General features: G+C 67.3%; 25 protein-coding genes. 16 read left to right on the top strand and 9 right to left on the bottom strand.

What is annotated here, in order from left to right:
- The first annotated feature begins 6 nt into the window (after positions 1 to 6).
- The 7 genes from GNX95_RS22985 (at position 7) to GNX95_RS22955 (ending at position 5,110) form a co-directional block, all read left to right on the top strand.
- A complete protein-coding gene (locus tag GNX95_RS22985) occupies positions 7 to 912 on the top strand; it encodes an ROK family protein (RefSeq protein WP_163509452.1) in 906 nt (301 codons plus the stop codon).
- Complete coding sequence (nagA, locus tag GNX95_RS22980) at positions 909 to 2,027, top strand: N-acetylglucosamine-6-phosphate deacetylase (RefSeq protein WP_163509451.1); 1,119 nt, start codon at positions 909 to 911, stop codon at positions 2,025 to 2,027. The genes GNX95_RS22985 and nagA overlap by 4 nt, the downstream gene beginning before the upstream one ends.
- Positions 2,009 to 2,860 (top strand): class II fructose-bisphosphate aldolase, encoded by an 852-nt coding sequence (locus GNX95_RS22975; RefSeq protein ID WP_246281711.1) that lies wholly within the window; start codon positions 2,009 to 2,011, stop codon positions 2,858 to 2,860. The genes nagA and GNX95_RS22975 overlap by 19 nt, the downstream gene beginning before the upstream one ends.
- Positions 2,861 to 2,945: 85 nt before the next feature.
- Complete coding sequence (locus GNX95_RS22970; RefSeq protein WP_163509450.1) at positions 2,946 to 4,205, top strand: PepSY-associated TM helix domain-containing protein; 1,260 nt, start codon at positions 2,946 to 2,948, stop codon at positions 4,203 to 4,205.
- Positions 4,202 to 4,552 carry a hypothetical protein gene (locus tag GNX95_RS22965; RefSeq protein WP_163509449.1) on the top strand — a complete coding sequence of 117 codons (351 nt, stop codon included), beginning with the start codon at positions 4,202 to 4,204 and terminating at the stop codon, positions 4,550 to 4,552. Before GNX95_RS22970 ends, GNX95_RS22965 begins: the two co-directional genes overlap by 4 nt.
- Positions 4,553 to 4,671: 119 nt before the next feature.
- Positions 4,672 to 4,941, top strand: a complete 270-nt coding sequence (locus tag GNX95_RS22960) for a hypothetical protein (protein WP_163509448.1) — start codon at positions 4,672 to 4,674, stop codon at positions 4,939 to 4,941.
- Between the two features lie 19 nt (positions 4,942 to 4,960).
- The gene (locus GNX95_RS22955; RefSeq protein ID WP_163509447.1) at positions 4,961 to 5,110 is read left to right on the top strand and encodes a type II toxin-antitoxin system VapC family toxin; all 150 of its coding nucleotides are present in this window, start codon (positions 4,961 to 4,963) and stop codon (positions 5,108 to 5,110) included.
- A 53-nt stretch (positions 5,111 to 5,163) separates the two neighbouring features.
- Here the strand turns inward: GNX95_RS22955 and GNX95_RS22950 are convergent, their stop codons facing one another.
- Positions 5,164 to 6,282, bottom strand: coding sequence for a branched-chain amino acid aminotransferase (locus GNX95_RS22950; RefSeq protein ID WP_163509446.1), 1,119 nt, complete (start codon positions 6,280 to 6,282; stop codon positions 5,164 to 5,166).
- A gap of 358 nt (positions 6,283 to 6,640) precedes the next feature.
- Between GNX95_RS22950 and GNX95_RS22945 the strand changes: the two genes are divergently transcribed.
- On the top strand, positions 6,641 to 7,468 hold the full coding sequence (locus tag GNX95_RS22945) for a glycoside hydrolase family 16 protein (RefSeq protein WP_163509445.1): 828 nt from the start codon (positions 6,641 to 6,643) through the stop codon (positions 7,466 to 7,468).
- 35 nt (positions 7,469 to 7,503) lie between these two features.
- Positions 7,504 to 8,706 (top strand): glycoside hydrolase family 16 protein, encoded by a 1,203-nt coding sequence (locus GNX95_RS22940; RefSeq protein WP_163509444.1) that lies wholly within the window; start codon positions 7,504 to 7,506, stop codon positions 8,704 to 8,706.
- A 395-nt stretch (positions 8,707 to 9,101) separates the two neighbouring features.
- Here GNX95_RS22940 and GNX95_RS22935 read toward each other — a convergent pair whose 3' ends face one another.
- Positions 9,102 to 10,121, bottom strand: a complete 1,020-nt coding sequence (locus tag GNX95_RS22935; RefSeq protein ID WP_222853936.1) for a 3-isopropylmalate dehydrogenase — start codon at positions 10,119 to 10,121, stop codon at positions 9,102 to 9,104.
- Between the two features lie 155 nt (positions 10,122 to 10,276).
- On the opposite strand from GNX95_RS22935, the gene GNX95_RS22930 reads away from it, so the two are divergent.
- A complete protein-coding gene (locus GNX95_RS22930) occupies positions 10,277 to 10,696 on the top strand; it encodes a DUF4190 domain-containing protein (RefSeq protein ID WP_163509442.1) in 420 nt (139 codons plus the stop codon).
- Positions 10,697 to 10,768: 72 nt separating this feature from the next.
- Here the strand turns inward: GNX95_RS22930 and GNX95_RS22925 are convergent, their stop codons facing one another.
- The 6 genes from GNX95_RS22925 to GNX95_RS22900 all read right to left on the bottom strand — a co-directional run bounded on the left by GNX95_RS22925 (position 10,769) and on the right by GNX95_RS22900 (position 18,056).
- The gene (locus tag GNX95_RS22925) at positions 10,769 to 11,698 is read right to left on the bottom strand and encodes a CE1 family esterase (RefSeq protein WP_163509441.1); all 930 of its coding nucleotides are present in this window, start codon (positions 11,696 to 11,698) and stop codon (positions 10,769 to 10,771) included.
- A 72-nt stretch (positions 11,699 to 11,770) separates the two neighbouring features.
- The gene (gene serA, locus GNX95_RS22920) at positions 11,771 to 13,381 is read right to left on the bottom strand and encodes a phosphoglycerate dehydrogenase (protein WP_163509440.1); all 1,611 of its coding nucleotides are present in this window, start codon (positions 13,379 to 13,381) and stop codon (positions 11,771 to 11,773) included.
- Positions 13,382 to 13,620: 239 nt separating this feature from the next.
- On the bottom strand, positions 13,621 to 14,646 hold the full coding sequence (gene ilvC / locus GNX95_RS22915; protein ID WP_163509439.1) for a ketol-acid reductoisomerase: 1,026 nt from the start codon (positions 14,644 to 14,646) through the stop codon (positions 13,621 to 13,623).
- A gap of 25 nt (positions 14,647 to 14,671) precedes the next feature.
- On the bottom strand, positions 14,672 to 15,202 hold the full coding sequence (gene ilvN / locus GNX95_RS22910; protein ID WP_163509438.1) for an acetolactate synthase small subunit: 531 nt from the start codon (positions 15,200 to 15,202) through the stop codon (positions 14,672 to 14,674).
- Between the two features lie 13 nt (positions 15,203 to 15,215).
- The gene (locus tag GNX95_RS22905; protein WP_246281710.1) at positions 15,216 to 17,021 is read right to left on the bottom strand and encodes an acetolactate synthase large subunit; all 1,806 of its coding nucleotides are present in this window, start codon (positions 17,019 to 17,021) and stop codon (positions 15,216 to 15,218) included.
- A gap of 126 nt (positions 17,022 to 17,147) precedes the next feature.
- Complete coding sequence (locus tag GNX95_RS22900) at positions 17,148 to 18,056, bottom strand: hypothetical protein (protein WP_163509436.1); 909 nt, start codon at positions 18,054 to 18,056, stop codon at positions 17,148 to 17,150.
- On the opposite strand from GNX95_RS22900, the gene GNX95_RS22895 reads away from it, so the two are divergent.
- From GNX95_RS22895 to GNX95_RS22875, 5 genes are all read left to right on the top strand, one after another.
- The gene (locus tag GNX95_RS22895; protein ID WP_163509435.1) at positions 18,049 to 18,936 is read left to right on the top strand and encodes a helix-turn-helix domain-containing protein; all 888 of its coding nucleotides are present in this window, start codon (positions 18,049 to 18,051) and stop codon (positions 18,934 to 18,936) included. The two genes, GNX95_RS22900 and GNX95_RS22895, sit on opposite strands and share 8 nt — an antisense overlap.
- Complete coding sequence (locus tag GNX95_RS22890; RefSeq protein WP_163509434.1) at positions 18,933 to 19,112, top strand: DUF397 domain-containing protein; 180 nt, start codon at positions 18,933 to 18,935, stop codon at positions 19,110 to 19,112. Before GNX95_RS22895 ends, GNX95_RS22890 begins: the two co-directional genes overlap by 4 nt.
- A gap of 86 nt (positions 19,113 to 19,198) precedes the next feature.
- Complete coding sequence (locus GNX95_RS22885) at positions 19,199 to 19,771, top strand: hypothetical protein (protein WP_163509433.1); 573 nt, start codon at positions 19,199 to 19,201, stop codon at positions 19,769 to 19,771.
- A gap of 140 nt (positions 19,772 to 19,911) precedes the next feature.
- Positions 19,912 to 20,934, top strand: a complete 1,023-nt coding sequence (locus tag GNX95_RS22880; RefSeq protein ID WP_163509432.1) for a hypothetical protein — start codon at positions 19,912 to 19,914, stop codon at positions 20,932 to 20,934.
- A gap of 120 nt (positions 20,935 to 21,054) precedes the next feature.
- Positions 21,055 to 21,909 carry an endonuclease domain-containing protein gene (locus GNX95_RS22875; RefSeq protein ID WP_163509431.1) on the top strand — a complete coding sequence of 285 codons (855 nt, stop codon included), beginning with the start codon at positions 21,055 to 21,057 and terminating at the stop codon, positions 21,907 to 21,909.
- On the opposite strand, the gene GNX95_RS22870 is transcribed toward GNX95_RS22875, so the two are convergent.
- Positions 21,875 to 22,651, bottom strand: a complete 777-nt coding sequence (locus GNX95_RS22870) for a DinB family protein (protein WP_163509430.1) — start codon at positions 22,649 to 22,651, stop codon at positions 21,875 to 21,877. The genes GNX95_RS22875 and GNX95_RS22870 overlap by 35 nt on opposite strands.
- Positions 22,652 to 22,746: 95 nt before the next feature.
- On the opposite strand from GNX95_RS22870, the gene GNX95_RS22865 reads away from it, so the two are divergent.
- Positions 22,747 to 23,637 carry a polysaccharide deacetylase family protein gene (locus tag GNX95_RS22865; RefSeq protein WP_163509429.1) on the top strand — a complete coding sequence of 297 codons (891 nt, stop codon included), beginning with the start codon at positions 22,747 to 22,749 and terminating at the stop codon, positions 23,635 to 23,637.
- Positions 23,638 to 23,644: the final 7 nt, after the last annotated feature.

Raw genomic sequence — 23,644 nt, 5'->3', positions numbered from 1 at the left:
CAGGGAATGCGAGCCGTGTTGGCCGTCGACGTCGGCGGCACTGGGATCAAGGCCGAGGTCCTCGACGAGCAGCTGCGGCCGGTCACCGCGCGTACGACGCCGACCGGTCCGGAGCGCGGGCCGGACGCCGTCGTCGAGACGATCCTGCGGCTGTGCGCCGAGCTGACCGCCGAGTACGAGGTCGAGGCGGCCTCGCTCGCGGTGCCGGGGTTGGTCGACGCCGAGCAGGGCATCGCGCTGTGGTCGGCCAACATCGGCTGGCGCGACGTGCCGCTGCGCAAGCTCGTCGAGCAGCGCCTCGGCATCAACGCGACGGTCGTGCACGACCTGGCGGTCGGCGGCTTCGCCGAGGCGCGCATCGGCGCCGGCGCCGGAGTCGCCGACCAGCTGTTCATCGCGATCGGTACGGGCATCGCCGGCGCGATCACCGCCGGCGGACATCCGATCACCGTCGGCCACGGCCAGGCCGGTGAGATCGGCCACGTGATCGTGGAAGAAGGCGGTCCGCTCTGCGGCTGCGGCGCCCGCGGTTGCCTCGAGGCGATCTCCTCTGCCGCGGCGATCGCGCGGCACTACGCGGCGAAGGCCGGCACGCAGCGTACGGCCGCCGAGATCGCCGACCGGCTCGGCACCGATCCGGTCGCCGACAAGGTCTGGGACGAGGCCGTCCAGGCGTTGGCGCGCGCACTCGTGTCGTACGTCAGCCTGCTCGCGCCGAGCGTCATCGTGGTCGGCGGCGGCCTGGCCGAGTCGGGCGCGAAGCTGTTCGAGCCGCTGCACGCGGCGATGGCCGCTCGGGTCACTTTCCAGCAACTGCCCGCGCTCGTGCCGGCCAAGCTCGGGGCGCGCGCCACCGTCATCGGCGCCGGCCTGCTGGCCTGGGACAACCTCAACGGGAAAGAGACGACATGACTGTGCTGTCCAACGCTCGGCTGGTGCTGCCGGACCGGGTGGTCGAGGCCGGCTGGCTGCGCATCGACGGCGACCGGATCGCCGAGATCGGCGAGGGACCGGCCGACGGTGTCGACCTCGGCGGCCGGTGGCTGACGCCCGGGCTGATCGACATTCACGTCCATGGCGGCAACGGCGCCGCGTTCAACGCCGCAGAGCCGAAAGCCGTGCAGACCGTCACCGACTTCCACCGCTCTTTTGGTACGACGTCGATGCTCGGCGGCCTGGTGACCGGCAAGCCGGACGACATGCGTACGGCCGCCGCCGTGGTGGCCGACAGCTGCGACGCCGGCGAGCTGGCCGGCATCTATCTCGAAGGTCCTTTCCTGAACGTGGCACGAAAAGGCGCGCACGATCCCGAGCTGCTGCGGATGCCGGACGTCGAGCTGATGGAGTCGGTGCTCGAGGCCGGCCGCGGCCACGTGCGGCAGGTGACGATCGCGCCGGAGCTGCCCGGCGGCCTCGACCTGATCAAGCGATGCGCCGACCACGGCGTGGTGACGGCGGTCGGCCACACGGACGGGTCGTACGAGGACGTGCGCGCCGGTTTCGACTCCGGCGCCTCGATGGCGACGCACCTTTTCAACGGCATGCGGCCCTTGCACCACCGCGATCCGGGTCCGATCGCCGCGTCGATGGCCGCCGCCGGCGCGATCTGCGAGGTGATCGCGGACGGCGTACACCTCGCTCCAGGCACCGTCGACATGCTCTTCGCGACACTCGGCGCCGACCGGATCGCACTGGTCACCGATGCGATGTCGGCCGCCGGTGTCGGCGACGGCGAGTTTCAGCTCGGCCACCTCAAGGTGCACGTCGTGGATGGCGTGGCACGGCTGGAAAACGGCTCCATCGCCTCCAGTACGGCGACGTTGGCGCAGGTCGTCGCTCGTACGGTCGGCATGGGGGTCGCTTTCACCGACGCCGTACGCGCCGCGACTCTCACGCCGGCGCGACTGCACAACCTGTCCGATGTCGGCGCGATTTCCACCGGCCTGCGGGCGGATCTCGTGGTGTGGGACGAAAATCTGGACGTGGCCGGAGTCGTACGCGCCGGCCGATGGATCCGGGAGATCTGATGGCGCACGTCGACATCGCCGAGATTCTCCTGCCAGCCGCGAAAGCCGGCCACGGAGTCGGCGCCTTCAACGTCATCCAGCTCGAACACGCCGAGGCGATCGTCACCGCCGCCGAACGGGCCGGCGCGCCGGTTGTGTTGCAGATCAGCGAAAACACCGTCAAGTTTCACGGCCGGCTGGCGCCGATCGGCCGCGCCTGCCTGGCGATCGCCGAGGCCGCGGCCGTGCCGGTGTCGGTGCACCTGGACCATGCGACGCGTGAGGATCTCATTCAGGAGGCGGTGAAACTCGGCTTTCTGTCGGTCATGTATGACGGTTCCGCTTTGGCGTACGAGGAAAACGTGACCGCGACGGCGGCGGTCGTACGCTGGTGCGGCGACTTCGGCGCACGTGTGGAGGCCGAGCTCGGCGAGGTCGGCGGCAAGGACGGCGTACACGCGCCTGGTGTGCGTACCGATCCCGACGAAGCGGCGCGATATGTGGCGTCGACCGGCATCCACGCTCTCGCGGTCGCCGTCGGCAGCTCGCACGCGATGCTCACGCGCGATGCCGTGCTGGACAACGAGCTCATCCACGACATCCATGCGGCCGTAGCGGTGCCGCTGGTCCTGCACGGCTCCTCCGGCGTGCCCGACGACGGCCTCGCCGCCGCCGTCGCCGCCGGCATGACGAAGATCAACATCGCCACGCATCTCAACAAGGCCCTGACCGCGGCCGTACGCGATCGCCTTGCGGAGGACGAAAAACTGGTCGATCCCCGCAAGTATCTCGGTCCCGGCCGGGACGCGGTCGCCGACCAGGTCGCACATCTGCTCGGCGTGCTCGGCGGATGATCTTCGCCACGCACCGATCGTCTGGACTCACGACTTAAGTAAGGCTAACCTATCTCCGCTATGCCATCGTGAGCGGAGGTCAGCCGTGCGCACCGACGTCGACGAGGCCGTGCTGACGCGTACCGAGGTGGCGCGAGCACGGTCGACGTCCGGTGGCCGACTGCGGAAATGGTGGCGGCGCCGGCCAATCCGCCGGTCGCTGGTGGTCACGCATCGCTGGACCTCGCTGGTGCTCGGCCTGTTTCTGCTGGTCGAAACGACATCCGGCGCGATCGTGCTCTACAACGCGGAGTATTTCCGCGCCACGCACCAAGAGCTCTATCGGCACAGCGCGACCGCACATCCGGTCAGCGCGCAGCGCGCGTACGACATCGTCCGAACGGCGCATCCGGAGTTTCCGGCCGCCTGGGTCAGCGCGGACGGCGGCATTCTCGCGGTCGGCGACCAGACGTACGAGCATGTCTATGGCGTCGATCCGGGCACCGGACGGATCACCGGTCTGGCCGCGCTCAACGGCGGTGCGATGGGGTTTTTGGTCAACCTGCACGACTGTGGCCTCGGCTGCAAGGGATATCCGGGCTATCTGCCGTTTCTCGGCCAGAACGTCGGCGGCCTGTCGGTCACCTGGGGTGCCGCGATCCTGGTGGTCCTCGGCCTGCTGATGGTGTTGCTGGCGATCACCGGCCTGATCACCTGGTGGCCGGGATGTCGCCGGTTCTCCCACGGCTGGCGCGTACGTACGACCAAAGGCCGCTTCGCGCGCGACTATGACCTGCACAACGTGATCGGCATGATCGCACTGCCCTTCCTGTTCATGTGGGGACTGACGGGCGCGGCGATTTACTTTCCACCGGTGGAAAACGCGTGGTTGGCGGTCACCGGCGGACATGCCGTCGACGAGAACCGGTTCGCGTTCAGACCACACAAGACCGGTGCGCCGGAGATCGGCTTGGACAAAGCGATCCAGATCGCGCGGCAACACTATCCAGGCCGGCTGGCGTACGCGACGACACCGGCGACGCTGACGCCGGGTTATTATTCGATCTCGCTGGCCGGCTCGTACTCCGCGTACCAATATCGCGGTTTTTACAGCGGTGACACCACCGTCATGGTCGACAGCCACGATCCGGCCCACGTCAAGGTGGTCGACACCACCGGCGAGCCGCTGGCGAACACCTTCTATGACAAGGTTTTCGAGGCGAGCCATTTCGGTTGGCTGGTGAATCCGTGGTGGCGGGCGATCTGGTTCGTGCTCGGCCTCACGCCGCTGGCGCTCGCGGTGACGGCCGCGTCGACCTGGCTTTTCCGCCGCCGTACGCGAAAACGGCGAAAACGGCTGGCATGATCGACGGTCTCGCGCTGGCGATCACGCTCACCTGCGCGGCCGCCGGCATCGCCGTACTCGCCGCCGCCGCGCTCGACCGCTATCGCTGGCGCGCCGCCTGGCCGACCGTCGCGATCCTGGAAGCCGCCTTGCTGTTGCAGGCTCTCCTCGACCTCGTCGGCCAACTCGGCGGCCACCGTCCGGCGGAGCCGGTGACGCACCTCGCCTACCTGGTCGTCTCGCTGGCGGCGCTTCCGGTCACCGCGACGCAGGTCGCCAAAAACGATCGCTGGAGCGGTGTGCTGCTCGCGGTCGCCCTGATCGTGCTCGCCGTCATCGTCGTACGCCTGCAGACCACCTGGCGCTAGAGCGGCGCGTTTCTGTCGGTCGGTCTTCGTACGGTCGGATCAGGTCTTATGAAGGGGGGCCATCCGCGAGCAATCCGCAGGCTACGCCTTCCATGACGGACAGGTGCGGAGGTGGGCCGATGAGCGAGCACGTCGGAGACCACTGGCAGGTGCAGGAAGCCAAGCAGCGCTTCAGCGCCGTGCTGCGCGCTGTCCAGGAGATCGAGGTGTCCGCGCCTGGTTCGCCGAAACCGACCGGGACCAGATGCATGTTTCCACGCTTACCATCGGCGACATCGAGCGCGGGACAGCCCGGCTCGATCGCCGAGGCGACGCTGGCCAGGCGGCCGTGTTCGCAGCCTGGCTGGACGATATCGTCGACGCGTTCGGCGGCAGGATCGTGCCGGTGACCGTCGACGTGGCGAAGTCGTGGGGACGAGACCAGGCCGCCCGGTCGGCTCCGGCCGGGACGCGCTGATCGCGGCCACAGCGGCCGTGCACGGCTGGACGGTGGTCACTCGTAACACCAAGGATTTTCAAGCCGCCGCTGTACGGGTGCTCAATCCGTTCCAGGAGTGAGGGCATGATGTTTTGGCGTCTCTCGGTGTGAGAGACGCCAGAACGCGTGTCCGTCAGACCGCGCGCATCCAGTTGTGTTTGTCGGGGGCCTTGCCGTACTGGATGTCCAGCAGCGACTGCCGCAGCTCGGTGGTGACCGGACCGGCCTCGCCGTCGGCGATCACGAACTCGCCGTCCTTGCCGCGTACGCGACCGATCGGCGTGATGACCGCGGCGGTGCCGCAGGCGAAGACCTCCAGCAGCGAGCCGTCGGCGGCGCGCGAGCGCCACTCCTCGATCGACACCGGCCGCTCCTCGACCAGATGGCCGTGGTCGGCCGACAGGGTGAGCAGGCTGTCCCTGGTGATGCCGGCGAGCAGCGAGCCGGTCAGCGGCGGCGTGACCAGCCGGCGGCCGGCGGCGCCGTCGTCGAACAGGAAGAAGATGTTCATCCCGCCCAGCTCCTCGACCCAGCGCCGCTCCACCGCGTCGAGGAAGACGACCTGCTCGCAGCCGGCCTCGGCGGCCTCGGACTGCGCCAGCAGGCTCGCCGCGTAGTTGCCACCGCACTTCGCGTCGCCGGTGCCACCGGGCACGGCGCGTACGCGGTCGGTCGACAGCCACAGGTTGACCGGCTTGACGCCACGCGGGAAGTACGCGCCAACCGGCGACGCGATCACCGCGTATATGTAGCTCAGCGCCGGCCGTACGCCGAGGAACGGCTCGTTGGCGAACATGAACGGCCGGATGTAGAGGCTGCCTTCGGCGAACTCGGGGACCCACGCGCGGTCCTGCTCGACCAGCGCCCGGATGGACTCCAGGAACAGCTCGTCCGGCACCTCCGGCATGGACAGCCGGCGCGCCGAGTGCCGGAAGCGAGCGGCGTTCCGCTCCGGCCGGAACAGCGCGGTGCCGCCGTCGGGCTGCCGGTATGCCTTCAGGCCCTCGAAAATCTCCTGCGCATAGTGCATGGCGGCGGCGGCCGGGTCGAGCGGCACCGGGCCGTACGCGCGCAGCTCCGCGTCGCCCCAGCCGCCGTTGGCGAACTGCGCAACGACCATGTTGTCGGTAAAAACTCGGCCAAATCCGGGATTGGTCAGCAGCTCGGCGCGCTCGTCGTCGGATACCGGGGTCGCGTTCGGACGCAGGGCTATGGGGAACGTTGGCGCTCCGGTAGCCAACTCAGTGCTCATGGATGAGCGCCTCCTTCTTCTCTGCTCGTGACACGCGACATAGCTGAACCTACCTCAACCAGCGTTAAGCCGAGGCCGGACGTACGGCGCCGGAGTTCGACCGGTTTGCCGGATCCACCGAATCGAGAAAGTTCCTAGCTTGAACTTAATCGCAAATAATGGGGGTGCCAAAGTGTTGCCAACCCGGCGCACTCCTCCCATACTCGCAGATGCCACATTGTTCGTGGATATCAACGGTTTTTCGTCCCGCACGGACGCACCGCCGGCGCCGGAGTGAGGCTGACACTTCGGCGCGTACGACCACTGCCGCGGTGGTGTGTCCCGGACCCTGACCCTGTTCGGGAGAGGCGGCTCAGCTGTGTCCCAAAACCTGTCACGAACGCGACGGTGCCTGCTCGCCGTCGGCATCCTGGTCGCGGCTTTGTTGCTGCCGCGGGCAACTCCGGCGGCCGCGGCGGCGACCTTCACCGAGGACTTCAACGGTCCGGCCGGCTCCGGCGTGAACACCAGCCGGTGGACGCAGGAGACCGGCAACAACGGCGGCAACAACCACGAGCTGCAGTGGTACACCGGCGGCACGTCCAACGCCGCGCTGGACGGCAACGGCCACCTGGTGATCACCGCCAAGCACGAGAACATCGGCAAGAACTGCTGGAACGGCCCGTGCCAGTACACCGCCGCGCGGCTCAACACGGCCGGCAAGTTCACCCAGACGTACGGCCATTTCGAGGCCAGGATCCAGATCCCCCGCGGCCAGGGCATGTGGCCGGCGTTCTGGCTGCTCGGCAGCAACATCGGCAGCGTCGGCTGGCCCGCGTGCGGCGAGATCGACGCGATGGAAAACGTCGGCTTCGAGCCGCGTACGGTGCACGGCACGCTGCACGGCCCGGGCTATTCCGGCTCCGGTGGCCTCGGCTCGGCGTACTCGCTGTCCAGCGGCGCCTTCGCCGACACGTACCACGTCTTCCGCATCGACTGGTCGTCGTCGGCGGTGACGTTCTCCGTCGACGGCCATGCCTACGGCACCAAAACGCCGTCCGACACGCACGGCAACCAGTGGGTCTTCAATCACCCGTTCTTCATCATCATCAATCTCGCCGTCGGCGGCGACTGGCCGGGCAGCCCCAACGGCAGCACGGTTTTCCCGCAGCAGATGAAGATCGACTACGTGCACGTCACCACCTGAGGCGGATTTCCTTGTCAGCAAAGGACGGAAGAGTCATGTCCCGGACGCGACAGAGCCTGCTCGCGGTAGTCATCCTGCTGGCCGCTTCGTTGCTGCCGCAGGGAACTCCGGCAGCCGCGGCGGCCACGTTCACCGACGACTTCGACGGACCGGCCGGCTCGGCGGTCGACGGCGGCAAGTGGGTGCAGGAAACCGGCAACAACAGCGGCAACAACCACGAGCTGCAGTGGTACACCGCCGGCGCCGCCAACGCCGCGCTGGACGGCCAGGGCCATCTGGTCATCACCGCGAAACGCGAGAACATCGGCCAGAACTGCTGGAACGGCCCGTGCCAGTACACCTCCGCGCGGATGAACACGGCCGGCCGGTTCACTCAGGCATACGGTCGTTTCGAGGCCAGGATCCAGATCCCGCGCGGCCAGGGCATGTGGCCCGCGTTCTGGATGCTCGGCGACAACATCGGCCAGGTCGGCTGGCCGAACAGCGGCGAGGTCGACATCATGGAAAACGTCGGCTTCGAGCCGGGCACCGTACACGGCACGATCCACGGTCCCGGCTATTCCGGTGCCGGCGGCATCGGCGCCGGCTACACGCTGCCCGGTGGCGCCGCTTTTGCCGACGGATTCCACACTTTCGCGGTCGACTGGTCGCCCAACCGGATCGCCTGGTCGGTCGACGGCAACGTCTACTCGACCAAGACCTCGGCCGACATCAACGGCAACCAGTGGGTTTTCGACCACCCGTTCTTCATTATCCTCAACCTCGCGGTCGGCGGTGACTGGCCGGGAAATCCGGACGGCAGCACGGTTTTCCCGCAGCGCATGGTGATCGACTACGTACACGTCACCGACACCAGCAGCAGTGGCGGCGGCGGCCGGATCACCGGGCCTGGCGGAAAATGCGTCGACGTGGCGGCGGCGAACACCGCCAACGGCACGCCGATCCAGCTCTATGACTGCAATGGCACCAATGCGCAGGCCTGGACGCGCTCCGGCAACACGCTGCAGGCACTGGGCAAATGCATGGACGTGACGGCCGCGAATGCCGCTAACGGCACCAAAGTGCAGCTCTATGACTGCAACGGCACCAACGCGCAGTCGTGGACGGTCGGCTCCGACGGCACCATCCGCGCGCTCGGAAAATGCCTCGACCTGCCGGCCGGCAACACCGCCAACGGCACGCAGCTGCAGATCTGGGACTGCAACGGTGGCCCCAACCAGAAATGGACGGTCGGATAGGAAGTTGGCGCCTTGGCCGGTCGAGCAGTCACACAGCATTACCAGCCGCAGTAGCCACACCCGTCACAGCCTCTGATGATCGCGGCGGCGTGAAGGCCTTGTTTCTTGCGTCCAGCGCAAGAAACTCGACATTCACGCCATCCGCGAACCTCTCAATCCAGACATTTAGCGCTCCACATGCCTTCACATCCCACATACTGGACCTTCTCGCCACAGACCGGGACGCCATCGGGCCTCCGGCAACCTGGCCACACTCCTGGTCCACCACCTTCCCAACGCAACAATCGAAAAACGCACCCCACTCTCAAAACGCCACGAACAGACAGCCGACACCCCGAACACCTATCAAGCAATCGGCAAACGTCAAAACCTCAAGCCAGGCAGCAAGTCGCCCATCAGGAGACGGCGGAGGCGATGCGGTCGCCGACCTCGGTCGTACGGATCGGCTCGCCGGGCTTGCGCGTGGCCAGCTCCTCGGCCACCGCGTCCTGCACGCGAGCGGCCTCCTTGGCGTGGCCGAGGTGGTCGAGCAGCAGGGCGGTCGACAGGATCGCTGCGACCGGGTCGGCGATCCCCTGGCCGGCGATGTCCGGCGCCGAGCCGTGCACCGGCTCGAACATCGACGGAAACGCGCCGGTCGGGTTGATGTTGCCGCTGGCGGCGAGGCCGATGCCGCCGGTCACCGCGGCGGCGATGTCGGTGAGGATGTCGCCGAACAGGTTGTCGGTGACGATCACGTCGTAGCGACCGGGGTCTGTCACCATGAACATCGAGGCCGCGTCGACGTGCTGGTACGCCGTCGCCACCTCACCGAACTTCTCCGCCACCTCGGCGAAAACGCGCGACCAGAGGCCGCCGGCGTTGGTGAGTACGTTGGTCTTGTGCACCAGCGTCAGGTGCTTGCGCGGCCGCGCGGCGGCGCGCTTGAACGCGTCGGTCACGACGCGCTCGACACCGGCTCGCGTGTTGACGCTCTCCTCCGTCGCCACCTCATGCGGGAAACCCTTGGCCAGCGTGCCGCCGGCGCCGACATACAGGCCCTCGGTGCCCTCGCGTACGACCACGAAGTCGACCTCGCCCGGATCGGCCAGCGGCGTCTTGGTCCCCGGCCAGATGCGCGCCGGACGCAGGTTGACGAAGTGGTCGAAGGCAAATCGCAGCCGCAGCAGCAGGCCGCGCTCCAGCACGCCCGGCGGCACCGACGGGTCGCCGATCGCACCGAGCAGGATCGCGTCGTGTTCGGCCAGCTCGGCCTGCACCGCGTCGGGCAGCGGCTCGCCGGTGCGGTGGAAGGCGGTCGCGCCGAGGTCGTACGTCGTCGTCGTCACCTCGGGAAGCACCGCGGTGAGCACCTTGAGCCCCTCGGCGACCACCTCCGGTCCGATGCCGTCGCCGCCGACCACCGCGAGCTTCACGCCACCCACTGCTGCCTCCTCACTCGATGCCTGCCGTCCAGCGTACGGGCCTCGTCCCAGCTGACGGACGTCGGTTCCCACCATGTGACATCGGCGGCTGTGCCGCTCGTGCCACAATGGCCGCGCCGCCAGCAAAGACGAGCGAGGAGCCGGCCATGACGACACCGCCCCACCCCGCGCCGGGTCACGCCGGCAAGCCATCCGGGGCGGCGCGGTTCAGTGTCGTCGCCGGCGCGATCAGCCTCGGCCTGCCATTGGTGTGCCTGCTGCTGACCCAGATCCCAACCGTCTTCCGGCTGCTCTACGGCGGTGTCTGGCGGCCGCTCTACCGGCTGGTCGGCTTTCGGTCGTTCCTGCCGCCGCTGGTGATCGGAGCGCAGATCAGCGGCATCCTCGCGCTGGTCATCGGCATCGTCGCGGTCGTCTTCGCGATCGTCGGCCTCAGCCAGACCGCCCGCCACCGCAACCGACCCGGCCGCGGCGCCGCCGTCACCGGCATGATCCTCGGCATCATCGCCGTCGTGCTGTTTCTCGTTGCGCTCGTCGGCGTCATCCTCTGGTTTGTGCTGAGATAAGAGGTCGCGCAGATAGGGGAGTGGGTGAGAGTCGAGATCCAGGCTATCGCCCGCTCCCCTATCTGCGCGGCCTCAACGGCGGTGGCGGGAGAGCTCCTGCCAGATGACCGTGTTGACGTCGACACCGGGATCGACCGCGCCGGGGCTGCCGGGCCACTCGTGATGACCACCGGCGATCCGCAGCAGCCGCACGCCGGCGCGGCAGCCGCCGTACGAGATTTCCGTCAGTACGCTGGAAATCGCGCGCGTACGTGGACCGTACGCACAGTGGTCCAATGTGGACCATCGAGCAAGTGCCGCGTCCACACCGTAAACCCAGTAGGGCGGACCGCCGTCACCGTAGGGGTTGGTCGGATCGTCCGTGCCGTGCACGGTGAAGATCGGCATCGGACGCGATGGCCGGCAGGTCGCCGGATCCGGTTTGCCGTCGGCGCCCGGCCGGCCGGCGCGCAGGCCGCTGATCGGCGCTATCGCGGCGATTTTCGCGGCGAGCTCGCAACCGAGCAGTGAGGTCATCCGCGCGCCGCCGGAAAATCCGGTCGAATAAACGCGATGCGAGTCGGTGCACCAACGCGCGGCGACCGCGTCGATGACATCGCTGAGATAACGTACGTCGTCAGGTGCGCCAGGTGGCGGATACGAGCCGTCGGTGAGCGGCACGCCGGGGATGTTCCAGGCATGGCCGCCGCCGAGCGGCAGCGCGCCATCCGGTGCCGCCACCAGAAAGCCGAAGCGATCGGCGGTCGCCCGCATCCGGCTGTAGTCGAGCTGTCCGGCACCGTTTCCGCTGCTGCCATGCAAATCCAGCAGCAGCGGCCGGTTTCGGTGCCGGCCGGGCGGCACGTACGTCAGGAACGTACGAGAAATGCCGCCTGACGTGATCGTCACCGGCACATCGCCGGTCGGCGCCGACGCACACGTCTCTGGCCGGGCGGCCGTTGCCGTGGAAGGCAAAACGGCGAGCGCGACGGCCGCCGCCAACAAACCCATACCGATCCGCATGAACGCCGATCGTATGGACTGAACCTGGCGTGCCGGCCGGATTGTCCCCGACCGGTCACGTCGTCAGATGGGTCAGACCTCGGTCAGGTCGACGACACTCGCCGAGGAGGCGGCGATTTCATTGCCGAGCGTGGAAAGCGTGTCGGGGTTCACGTCGCTGTCGACGGTCAGCACCATCAGCGCCTCACCGCCGCTCTGCTTGCGCGCGACCTGCATGCCGGCGATGTTGACGCCAGCGTTTCCAAGCGTCACGCCGAGCTTGCCGACGATGCCCGGACGGTCTTCGTAGCGCAGGAAAAGCAGGTGGCCATCCGGCACCAGGTCGATGTCGAAGCCGTCGATCTCGGTCAGCTTCTGCACCTGCCGCGGACCGGTCAGCGTGCCGGACACGCTCACCTCGCGGCCGTCGCCGAGCACGCCGCGTACGGTCACCAGGTTGCGATATTCCGGGCTCTCGTTGCTGGTCGTGATGCCGACGTCGACGCCACGCTCCTTGGCCAGCAGCGGCGCGTTCACGTACGTGACGGATTCCTCAACGATATCCGCGAAAATGCCCTTCAGCGCGGCCAACTGCAGCACCGACACGTCGTATTCCACGATTTCGCCGCGCACCTCGACGGTGATCGACTGCGCGACCGCGCCGGCGACCGCGGTGAAAACGCGGCCGAGCTTCTCCGCCAGCGGCAGGCCCGGGCGTACGTCCTCGGCCACCACCCCACCGGCCTGCACGTTGACCGCGTCCGGCACGAACTCGCCCTGCAGCGCCAGTTTCACGCTCTTGGCGACCGCGAGACCGGCCTTGTCCTGAGCCTCCACAGTGGACGCTCCGAGGTGCGGCGTGACGACCACGTTGGGATGGTCGAACAGCGGCGACTCGGTGCACGGCTCCTTGGCGAACACGTCGATGCCGGCGCCGGCGACCCGGCCCTCGGCGATCGCGGTCGCGAGCGCCTGCTCGTCGATCAGTCCACCGCGCGCGGCGTTGACGATCCGTACGCTCGGCTTGACCAGCTGAAGCTCCTTCTCGCCGATCAGGCCGAGAGTCTCCGGAGTCTTGGGCAGGTGGATGGAGATGAAGTCGCTCTCGGCGAGCAGCTCCTCCAGGCTGACCAGCCGCACGCCGATCTGCGCGGCGCGCGCCGGCTGCACGTAAGGGTCGTACGCGATCAGCCTGGTGCCGAAGGCGCTCATCCGCTGCGCGAACAGGACGCCGATCCGGCCGAGGCCGACGACACCGACGGTCTTGTCGGCGACCTCGACGCCGGTGAACTTGGAGCGCTTCCACTCGCCGGCCTTCAGCGAGGCGTTGGCGTTGGCGGTGTGCCGCGCGGTGGCCAGCAGCAGCGTGACGGCCTGCTCGGCGGCGCTGACGATGTTGGAGGTCGGCGCGTTGACGACCATGACGCCGCGCGCGGTCGCGGCCGGCACGTCGACGTTGTCCAGGCCGACGCCGGCGCGCGCGACGACCTTCAGCTTCGGAGCGGCGGCCAGCGCCTCCGCGTCGATCTTGGTCGCGGAGCGTACGAGGACGGCGTCGACGTCCTCCAGTGCCGGCAGCAGCTGGGATCGGTCGGCCCCGTCCACCGATCGGACCTCGAAGTCGTGCGCCAGCACGTCCAGCGCGGATGGAGCGAGTTCCTCGGCGACGAGGACCACGGGCTTGGTGGCGGCGTTCTCGGCCACAGGCGACTTCCTCAGCTGTAGTTGTGCTCTCGGGGACGGTGCCGCCGACGGCGACGCGGCCAATCGTACGAGCCGGACAGTGCCCCTTACCTACTCGAAGGCGCCCATCGTGATGGGACTCACTGGGACGACGCTCTCACTCCCTGAGACGTCCCAGCTGTCGACGCAGATGGTCGCATGGCCCCCATGCGTGCATCGAACGCACGCATGGGGGCCATGCGACCAAAAGACAGGACGGCTTAGCGAGCGGCGGTGCCCTCGTAGTCGTCGTCGGCGGCGACCCAGCTCATCAGCTTGCGCAGCTTGCGGCCGGTCTCCTCGATCGGGTGCGCCTCGCCCTGCGCGCGCAGCTTCTTGAACTCCGGCGCACCGGCGTCCTGGTCGGCGATGAACCGCGCGGCGAACGAGCCGTCCTTGATGTCGGCCAGCACCTCACGCATCCGCTGCCGTACGCCGTCGTCGATGATCCGCGGGCCGGAGATGTAGTCGCCGTACTCGGCGGTGTCCGAGCACGACCAGCGCTGCTTGGCGATGCCACCCTCATACATCAGGTCGACGATCAGCTTCAGCTCGTGCAGGCACTCGAAGTAGGCGATCTCCGGCGCGTAGCCGGCCTCGGTCAGGATCTCGAAACCCGACTGGACCAGCGACGACACGCCGCCGCAGAGAACGGTCTGCTCGCCGAACAGGTCGGTCTCGGTCTCCTCGGTGAAGGTCGTCTCGATGACACCGGCGCGGGTGCCGCCGATCCCCTTCGCGTACGACAGGCCCAGGGCGAGCGCGTTGCCGGACGCGTCCTGCTCGACCGCGACCAGCGCCGGCACGCCCTTGCCGTCGACGAACTGACGGCGCACCAGGTGACCAGGGCCCTTCGGCGCCACCATGATGATGTCCACATTGGACGGAGGCTTGATGTAGCCGAACCGGATGTTGAAGCCGTGCGCGAAAAACAGCGCCTTGCCGGCGGTCAGGTGCGGCTCGACGGACTCCTTGTAGACGTGCCGGGCGACGTGGTCCGGTACGAGCAGCATGATGACGTCCGCGGCCGCGGACGCCTCGGCCGGCGTGGCGACCTTGAGGCCCGCGTCGGTGGCCTTGGCGCGGCTCTTGGAGCCCTCGGCGAGGCCGACGGTCACGTCGACACCGGAGTCGCGCAGCGACAGCGCGTGCGCCTCGCCCTGGCTGCCGTAGCCGATAACGGCGACCTTTTTCCCAGCGATCAGGCTGAGATCCGCGTCGTCCTGGTAGTACATGGTGACTGGCATTACTTCCCTTTCAATTCAACGAGAACTACGCGGGTCGCTCGACACTGCGAAGCGCGACGACCGGCCCGGTGATCGACCGAGCGCCACGGCCGACCGCGACCATGCCGGACTGCACCAGCTCCTTCACCCCGTACGGCTCCAGGACGCGGATCAGCGCGTCCAGCTTGTCCTGCGTACCCGTTGCCTCGATCGTCACCGCGTCGGTGGACACGTCGACGACCTTGGCGCGGAACAGCTGCACGGTCTCCAGTACGTGGGACCGGGTCGCCGGCTCCGCGCGCACCTTGATCAGCATCAGCTCGCGCTGCACCGAGGCGGACGGATCCAGCTCCACGATCTTTATGACGTTAACAAGCTTGTTGAGCTGCTTGGTGACCTGCTCCAGCGGAAACTCCTCGACGGTCACCACGATCGTCATCCGGGAGATCTCCGGATGCTCGGTGGGACCGACCGCGAGCGAGTCGATGTTGAAGCCCCGGCGGGAGAACAGGCCGGAAACCCGGGCCAGGACACCTGGCTTGTTCTCCACCAGGACCGAAAGTGTGTGCCTGCTCATAGGTCCAGTGTCCTCACACGTCGTCCGGGCCCCACACCGGACGCTGGTCGCGTGCGGCGAGGATCTCGTCATTGCTCGTACCGGCCGGCACCATCGGCCACACCATCGCGTCCTGCCCGACCAGGAAGTCGACCACGACCGGCTGGTCGTTGATCGCCATCGCCTTCTCGATGGTCGAGTCCACGTCGTCGGCCGACTCGCAGCGCAGGCCGACGCAGCCGAGTGCGTCCGCCAGCCGTACGAAGTCGGGCACGCGGTGTTTGTGCGTTTTCAGGTCGGTGTTGGAATAACGCTGGTCATAGAACAGCGTCTGCCACTGCCGCACCATGCCCAGGTTGCCGTTGTTGATCACCGCGACCTTGATCGGGATGCCCTCCAGCGCGCAGGTGGCCAGCTCCTGGTTGGTCATCTGGAAACAGCCGTCGCCGTCGATGGCCCACACCGTCGCCTCCGGCCGGCCGACCTTGGCGCCCATCGCCGCCGGCACCGCGTAACCCATCGTGCCGAGGCCGCCGGAGTTGAGCCAGGTGTTGGGCTTCTCGTACGAGATGAACTGCGAGGCCCACATCTGGTGCTGACCGACGCCGGCGACGTAGAGCGCGTCCGGTCCGGCGATCTCGCCGATCCGCTTGATGACCCGCTGCGGCGCCAGCGCGCCGTCGGCCGGGTCCTCCCAGCCCAGCGGGTAGGTCCTGCGCGTACGGTCCAGCAGCTTCCACCAGTCGGTCAGCCGGTCGGGGTCGACATGGCCGGCGTCGATCTCCGCCTGCACCGCGACCACCAACTCGGCGATCACCTCACGCGCGTCACCGACGATCGGCACGTCGGCGACCCGGTTCTTGGAGATCTCCGCCGGGTCGATGTCGGCGTGCACGACGGTCGCGTGTGGCGCGAAACTCGACAGCTGGCCGGTCACGCGGTCGTCGAAGCGCGTACCGAGCGCCACGATCAGGTCGGCTTTCTGCAGCGCGCTGACCGCGGCGACCGTGCCGTGCATGCCGGGCATGCCGAGGTGCTGCTTGTGGCTGTCCGGAAACGCGCCGCGGGCCATCAATGTCGTGACCACCGGCACGCCGGTCAGCTCGGCGAGCACGCGGAACTCGGTCGAGGCGCGCGCTTTCAGCACGCCGCCGCCGATGTAGAGCACCGGCTTCTTGGCGGTCGTCAGCAGCCGCGCGGCCTCGCGCACCTGCTTCGCGTGCGGATGCAGCGTCGGCCGATAGCCGGGCAGGTCGATGTGCGGCGGCCAGTGGAAGGTCGTACGCGCCTGCAGGATGTCTTTCGGCAGGTCGACCAGCACGGGGCCGGGCCGGCCGGTGTTGGCGAGGTGGAACGCCTCGGCGATCGCCTGCGGGATCTCCTCGGCCGACTGCACCAGGAAGTTGTGCTTGGTGACCGGCTGGGTGATGCCGCAGATGTCCGCCTCCTGGAAGGCGTCCGTGCCGATCGAACCGCTGGCCACCTGGCCGGTGATCGCCACGATCGGCACCGAGTCCATGTACGCGTCGGCGATCGGGGTCACCAGGTTTGTCGCCCCGGGCCCGGACGTCGCCATGCACACGCCCACCTTGCCGGTGGCCTGCGCATACCCCTCGGCGGCGTGACCGGCGCCCTGCTCGTGGCGGACCAGCACGTGCCGTACGGCGGTGGAGTCCAGCAACGGGTCGTACGCGGGGAGAATGGCCCCGCCGGGAATGCCGAATACGACGTCGGCGCCAACCGCTTCGAGCGAGCGGACCAGCGACTGCGCGCCGGTTATGGCGTCCTGACCGGGAGAGCTCATCTTTCTCTTCCTGACCCCTAGGTTTGAGCTGGACAACAAAAAACCCCGTTTGCCGAAGCAACCGGGGTGAGCGCGACGCCTGGAGAAGCTGGCGACGCGCTAGCGGAGTACGAGAATCTGCACCTGCACGCCGCCTAGCTTGGCACTATCCCATCGCATGAGTCAACTCGTCCCACTCTGTGGACGTGTCAGCTCGTCGGCGATGGCCTCCGCGATCGGCAGGTTGAGGCGCTCGGCGTACGACGTCCAGTCGGCGGTCGGGTCGGATCCCAGATAGATCCACCGTCCATTGTCGGCCATTCCGAACGTCACCGCGGAGTAGGTGAGGCCGCCCAATGCCACGTATGCCGACAGCGTGAAACCGAGCTTGTCAGACACCTTGGACACCGTCTCCCTGCCCTCGAACACCGCAACCAAGAAGACTCGCTTGCCGACGACGAAAAAGTGAATCACCCGTTCGGAGAGCCGCGGCGCGGTGTAGAAGTAGCGGCGGCTGCGTGGGCGACACTTCAGCCGCCGCACTGCGGCTTTGTCGTCAGTTATCAGGAACCGGTCCGACGGGAAGAGCCTGGCACCCCGTTCCTGACGGCGCGGCCACGTGTCCGCGGCGACGGCCGCCGGATTGTTGACCCATTGGCAGTCGAGCGTACCGAGCACACCCGCGATCGGGTCGTCGACAATCCGCGAAGGAACGTCCCAGTAGATGCCGGTGACATCCTCCAGAGCGATGCGGCCACCGGCCGTATGAAGAAAGCCGGCCCATCGGACCGAGACGTCGCCATTCGGCTTGCGGTCGAGCCACGCTTCCACCAGCGGTCGGCGCGACATCTCCAGCAATGCATGCGCGACACCGCGAGCCGCCAACTCGGCACATATGGCCGCGCGGGAAGGCTCTTTTGCAACGACGAGAACCAGGCTCATAACGCTTCCTTCCGCTGATGCAAGCGCAAATTTTCGCTGTCGATTCAACCGTATGGCGCATATTTGTGAAATCCGCGAATCTCTGCCATGTTGGCGGCGGTATCCACCGAATTTCAGGACCAGAAGATAAGCGGGGAAGGCGATGAGCAACGAAGCAGGGTCGAATCGCAAGCGGTACCGCAAATTTGCGGACTCAGGTGATGCGTTGCGACTCGGCCGTTTGAGGTTCGGCGACGAACTGCGCATGCTCCGGGTCGCCGCCGGGTTGTCGCAGATCGAGCTCGGCAAGCGGTGCGGCTGCTCTGGTACGCGCATCTCGCGCCTGGAGACCGGCGAGGTCACGCCTGACGTAGCGCTCGTCATGAACATCATGGACGCGCTGGAAGTGCCGCCCCAGCAGGCCAACGTCTTCATCAAGCAGGCCCGCGACGCCAACGACCGCGCCTGGTGGAAAACCAGCGGCATGCCCGAGCGTCAAGCCGCCTTCGCCGAACTGGAGTCAGACGCCAGGCGGCTGCGGGTCTTCTCGCTGATGTTCGTCCCGGGCCTACTCCAAACTGCTGACTACATGGCAGTCAGGTTCCGCGACACCGAGGCAGTGCTCCCAATAGACGACGGCTCAGCAATCGTCAACCGCCAAGAGCGGCAAAAGATCCTGAGCCGCGAGGGCGACCCTACGACGTACGCCGTTGTGCTTGACGAAAGCGTCATCCGCCGCCGGACAGCACCGGTCGAGGTGCAGGCCGGTCAACTCCGGCACCTCATCGAGGTTGCCGGCCTTCCAAACGTCGACCTGCGGGTGCTGCCGTTCAACGCAGATGTCAAGCATGCAGCTCCGCCGCTGAACTCCTTCTACCTTTTTGACATCGGAAACTCACCTGAGGTCGCGGTGGTCGAGACCGAAACCAAGGAGCTCCACGTCACCGCAAGCGAAAAAATTACGCGCTACGAGGTTCTATTCAACCGCGTGCATCAGGCATCCTTGAGCCAGCAGGAGACCATCGATCTCATCAGGGGAGTCGGTACATGACGGTGATCGGCAACTGGCGCAAGAGCACACGCAGCGGCAGCCAGGCCGAGTGTGTTGAGGTCGGCACAGCGGGATCGGTCGTCGGAGTTCGTGACAGCAAGAACCGGAATGGCGCGGCGCTGTCCTTCTCCGCAACGGCGTGGTCGTCGTTCGTCGGTCAGCTCCGCGGCCGGTAGCACCTCGCCGCCCAGCCCGCGTCAGGGGCTGGGCGGTTCCTGTCTCTACACACGGTAGGCACCGGTTCGCTGTTAGGCTCGGCCGCATGCCTGTCGTCGTTGTCCCGATCGGTTTCGAGTCCGGCCCCCGCTACCAGGCCGGCGTCCAGCACCACGAGGTAATCCTCCCGGGCGGCTACGCCAAGCTACCGCCAGACGTTTGGAAGGTCTGGACGGTGGCATTCGCCGATCTCGAGTCGGCAGCCTCGCTCAGCCTTAGTCTCGACCGATTGATCGACGCAGCGACGAAGCTAGGCATCCCGTCCGCCAGCGAACACGCGAAGGCTCTCATCGACGATCACCTGCTGACGGAGCTAGACACCGATAAGCCCACTGAGTTTCTCCAGGGACACCGGCTTTTTCCACTCGCCGATGGCTTTGGCGCAATTGAGAACGAGCGCGGCATCTATCAGATCGCGCGCGAAGGGCGCGTGATGATCCGCGCCAACCAACCCGTCTACGCGACGTGGTGCATCGCCGCATACCACGACTCGCTCTGGGATGCAGTGGTCGCGTACGCCGATGAAATCGGCGTAGCTCCAGACGAAGTCGCAGTGCCCGTTGCTCAAGCTCTGCCACTCATCGTGGCGAATCGCTGCGGATTCCTGCAAATGTCATGAGCTTTTCCAGAAGCGGTCTCGGAAACTGGCCGGACGACCTGCTGGATAGAGCAGGCGTGGCGGACCCTGCTGCCAAGAAGAACGTCATCAAGAAGTTCAGGGAGAGCTTCTCGTCAGCCGCGAAGTCGATGCCGGCACAAATGGTGTTCACCACCGCGACCACTCTTAGTCTCTGGTTCAGTTCCGGCTGGGCCGCATTTTCCGGCTCGATGACCGAGGCTGCGTTGAAACTCGTCGGCGGCGCCGGCCTGCAGCTGGTAGCCCAGACTTATTTCAACTTGCGTGGCGGCAAGAAGGAGTCCAAGGAGTTCCAGGCGCAGCGGGAGCGCGGGCAGGATCCGGAAGCCGAGCCGATGGTCGAGTTGGACCGCGTAGCGCACGAAGGTCAGGTGCGCGATCGCGACCTCCAGACCCAACTGCGCCAAGAAGGTCGGCAGCGCGCCACGGACATGGCCGATGTCGCCGACGCCATCACCGAGCTGCGAGACAAACAGCTCACCCCTGCCGACGTACAACGCATGATCAACGATGCGGTCGCGCAGGCAACCACACCGTTACGGCAGGAAGTCAACCAGCTCAGATCCGAGCTACAGCAAGCCAAAACCGAGTTGGCGAGTCAGATCGCCACTGAGACGTACGCCAGGCAATCAGCCGATGGACATCTGCAAGCCGAGATCGGGCGGGTCGATTCCGATCTGTCCGAGCGCATCGAGGACACCCAGGTCGCGGCCAACGACCTGACCCGCGGCCTGAACGATCTGAACGAACGGCACGACACCCACGTACAGGTGACCAACCAGAACGCCGACGCGGCCAACTACGTGTTCGCGCACGTCAACAGCCATCATCAGGTGCTCAACGCGCACGCTGAGAGCATCGACGAGCAGGCGGCGCGTACGGCGGCGCAGCCCCGCCGCCGCGGCGAACCGGCGCCGGCACCGGTGCGGCCGGCGGCCCGGGCCACGCCGCATCCGCCGGCGCCGGAAGCCCCTGGACCGGCCACCACCGTGCCTCGCCCGCCATGGGGACCGCACCACGCGCAACAACCCGAGCCCTTCCCCACCGCTCGCCGCCGCACCCCGGCCCCCACTCGACAACCCGCCGGCGGCTCTCCAGCCCCCACCCCACAGCCGAGCCGCAACCCCCAGCCGCCGCGCCGCTAGGTCACGAACTCGACGTTTTCGTTGTCGACACGCCGATGGGTGCCACGAAAACGTCGAGCTCGTGAAAGTGCGGCTGTGGATAACGCCTGGTAGGGGCATCGCCGCCGGAAGAATTGGATGATGTTCGATCCCATCACCAGGTCTTGCGCATTGGCGCGCGGCGAGACCGACAACAAGCTACGCGGCCGGCAGTGGGCCCGGCAGCATCGCGGTGTCTACGTCCGATTTGGCATCGTTGACGACGCCACGCCGTACAAGGCGGCCCTCGCCGCGGCGGGCCATGACGCGACACTCAGCCATTTCTCCGCGGCGGCTCGCTGGCGGCTGCCGCTGCCGATCGGCTGTGATGGTCGGCGGCCTGTGCACGTCACCGTACGTCCGCCTCGGCCTCGACACCGGAAAGGCGTACGCGTCCATGAAAACCTGCTCGCCGCCTGTGACATAGCCGAACTCGACGGCATACCGGTCACGTCGGTCGGTCGCACCTGGTTCGATCTCGCCGCGACGTGCCACTTCTACGATCATGTCGCGATCACCGACGCGATCCTGCATCGCGGACTGTCCACCCGCGAGCGCCTTACCGCGGCGATACGTGCCGGTCACCGCGGCGCGAAAGCCGCGCGACGGAGCCTGGAGGCCGCTGACGAACGCGCTGAATCGCCGTGGGAAACGCGCACCCGGTTGGTTCTCCACGCGGCCGACCTCATGGTCGTCCCGCAGGTCAGCATCGCCGACGACTTCGACGTGATCATCGCACGTACCGATCTCGCGCTGGTCGAGCACAAGATCGCCATCGAGTACGACGGCGGTCATCACCTCGATCGCGACCAGGCCCGGGCGGACCTCGATCGCGTACGGACGATGGAGCGGCATGGGTGGCTCGTGTTGCGGTTCGGAGCTGACGACCTGCTCCACCGCGAACGGCAGGTGATCGCCGAGGTCAAGACGGCGATCCGCCGGCGCCGGAAGGGCTAGACGCCCGCGACGTCAGGATGGCGAGATCGCGTTCGGCGAAGCGGCGGTGTTCCCATTCCTCGATGAGGATGCAGCGCAGGCAGCGCTCGACCGGATAGCTCTCCGACGCCGGATAGCCCGGCTCCAGCACCGGCTCCGTGGTGCCCGCCAACCGCTCGTCGGTGAGATCGGCGAGCACCTGCCGTACGGTCGCCATCCGGTCGGCCCGCAGCGCCAAGACCTCCTCCAACGACGGCTTGGCCTGCCGATCGAGCCGCATGCTGGGAATCTCGTCAGCCTCCTCGTGCGACAGGCCGAGCGGATGCCACGGCGCCGGCTGACCGAGGTACGCGCGCAGGACCCATGCGTCCGTCGCGAAAACCAGATGCCGCAGCGTCTCGACAAACGACCACTCGTCGTCGACGCGCTCGTCGAGCAGCTCCGCCGGCAGGCTCCGAGCGCGATCGACGGTGTGCTGCCACCGCCGCTCCAGCATGGCCCATGCCTCCCGCATGCCGTCCGCACCGGGCGCGAAAACCAGTGCGCGGTCAGGGTCGCGGCGGTTGAGCTCGGCCTCCACCAGCGGCCCTACATCGACGCCGTTGACCGTCAGGTTGCGCACGTCGCCATCGATCTCCAGGTCGACCGCGTACGCGCCGCGGATCGACGCACCGGCGAGGTTGACGTTGCGAAACCTCGCACCGGCCAGCGAGACATTCCGGAACCGAGCCCCGTCCAAGTTCTGTTCCACAAACTCCGTCATGCCGCCAGTATGCCCACCACCCCCGACAATCCCCCGCCATCCAGACCACTCGGAAGCGACCTGTGTGGCGGCCGCGGCGGTGTCATATTTTCTGTATGACGACGCACGAACAGCCGTGGAAATGGGACGAAGCGACCTGGCGTGGACATGTCCGCCAGGTACGCGCCGGCCGGGCTTTGCGGCCGGATGTCTGGCCTGGTGGCGCGAGAGTGGCCGTGGCGCTGTCGTTCGACTCCGATCACGAGACGCTCGCGCTGCGCGATGGGCAGGTGTTGCCCGGAAAACTCTCGCAGGGTGAGTACGGCGCCAGGGTCGGCGTGCCGCGGGTGCTGCGGTTGCTGGAGCGTTATGACGCGCCGGCGTCCTTCTTCGTGCCGGCGGTCTCGGCGCTGTTGCACGAAGGCGAGGCGAAGTCCTATGTGGACGCTGGACACGAGGTGGCGTTGCACGGCTGGATCCACGAGCGCAACACGGCGTTGACCGCGGCCGAGGAACGCGAGCTGGCCTTCCGCGCCGCCGACACGCTCGAGCGGTTGACCGGCGTACGGCCCGTCGGCATCCGTACGCCTTCTTGGGACTTTTCCGCCGAAACGCTCGCGGTCACGCGACAACTCGGCCTGAAATATGACTCTTCACTGATGGCCGACGACGATTGCTACGAACTGCTGGAAAACGGCGAGCCGACCGGCGTCGTGGAGCTGCCGGTGGAGTGGATACGCGACGACGCGCCGTACTTCACGATGGACCGTTTCAGCTCGTCACGGCCCTACACACCGCCCCGCGCCGCACTGACCATCTGGCGCGACGAGTTCGACGCCGCGTACGCCGACGGCGGCATCTTCCAGCTCACCATGCATCCGCACGTCATCGGTCACCGCTCCCGCATCGCGGTGCTCGCCGACCTGCTCGACCACATCAGCGGCCACGACGGCGTCTGGTTCGCGACGCACGCGCAGGTCGTCGACTACGTGTCGGCACAGGCGTAAGCAGCAG

Source organism: Fodinicola acaciae, from assembly GCF_010993745.1.
In the GTDB taxonomy this organism is placed as follows: Bacteria; Actinomycetota; Actinomycetes; order Mycobacteriales; family HKI-0501; genus Fodinicola; species Fodinicola acaciae.
Note: the sequence above shows the minus strand (reverse complement) of the source record. Positions and strands in the feature narration are given on the sequence as shown.

Excerpts from the sequence above, each read along its gene's own strand:
- GNX95_RS22865 (WP_163509429.1), top strand. The coding sequence starts at position 22,747 with ATGACGACGCACGAACAGCCGTGGAAATGGGACGAAGCGACCTGGCGT.
- GNX95_RS22880 (WP_163509432.1), top strand. The coding sequence starts at position 19,912 with ATGGTGTTCACCACCGCGACCACTCTTAGTCTCTGGTTCAGTTCCGGC.
- GNX95_RS22975 (WP_246281711.1), top strand. The coding sequence starts at position 2,009 with ATGGATCCGGGAGATCTGATGGCGCACGTCGACATCGCCGAGATTCTC.
- GNX95_RS22895 (WP_163509435.1), top strand. The coding sequence starts at position 18,049 with ATGAGCAACGAAGCAGGGTCGAATCGCAAGCGGTACCGCAAATTTGCG.
- GNX95_RS22925 (WP_163509441.1), bottom strand. The coding sequence starts at position 11,698 with ATGCGGATCGGTATGGGTTTGTTGGCGGCGGCCGTCGCGCTCGCCGTT.
- ilvC (WP_163509439.1), bottom strand. The coding sequence starts at position 14,646 with ATGCCAGTCACCATGTACTACCAGGACGACGCGGATCTCAGCCTGATC.
- ilvN (WP_163509438.1), bottom strand. The coding sequence starts at position 15,202 with ATGAGCAGGCACACACTTTCGGTCCTGGTGGAGAACAAGCCAGGTGTC.
- GNX95_RS22960 (WP_163509448.1), top strand. The coding sequence starts at position 4,672 with ATGAGCGAGCACGTCGGAGACCACTGGCAGGTGCAGGAAGCCAAGCAG.
- GNX95_RS22870 (WP_163509430.1), bottom strand. The coding sequence starts at position 22,651 with ATGACGGAGTTTGTGGAACAGAACTTGGACGGGGCTCGGTTCCGGAAT.
- GNX95_RS22940 (WP_163509444.1), top strand. The coding sequence starts at position 7,504 with ATGTCCCGGACGCGACAGAGCCTGCTCGCGGTAGTCATCCTGCTGGCC.
- GNX95_RS22885 (WP_163509433.1), top strand. The coding sequence starts at position 19,199 with ATGCCTGTCGTCGTTGTCCCGATCGGTTTCGAGTCCGGCCCCCGCTAC.
- nagA (WP_163509451.1), top strand. The coding sequence starts at position 909 with ATGACTGTGCTGTCCAACGCTCGGCTGGTGCTGCCGGACCGGGTGGTC.
- GNX95_RS22950 (WP_163509446.1), bottom strand. The coding sequence starts at position 6,282 with ATGAGCACTGAGTTGGCTACCGGAGCGCCAACGTTCCCCATAGCCCTG.
- GNX95_RS22890 (WP_163509434.1), top strand. The coding sequence starts at position 18,933 with ATGACGGTGATCGGCAACTGGCGCAAGAGCACACGCAGCGGCAGCCAG.
- GNX95_RS22930 (WP_163509442.1), top strand. The coding sequence starts at position 10,277 with ATGACGACACCGCCCCACCCCGCGCCGGGTCACGCCGGCAAGCCATCC.
- GNX95_RS22875 (WP_163509431.1), top strand. The coding sequence starts at position 21,055 with ATGTTCGATCCCATCACCAGGTCTTGCGCATTGGCGCGCGGCGAGACC.
- GNX95_RS22965 (WP_163509449.1), top strand. The coding sequence starts at position 4,202 with ATGATCGACGGTCTCGCGCTGGCGATCACGCTCACCTGCGCGGCCGCC.
- GNX95_RS22985 (WP_163509452.1), top strand. The coding sequence starts at position 7 with ATGCGAGCCGTGTTGGCCGTCGACGTCGGCGGCACTGGGATCAAGGCC.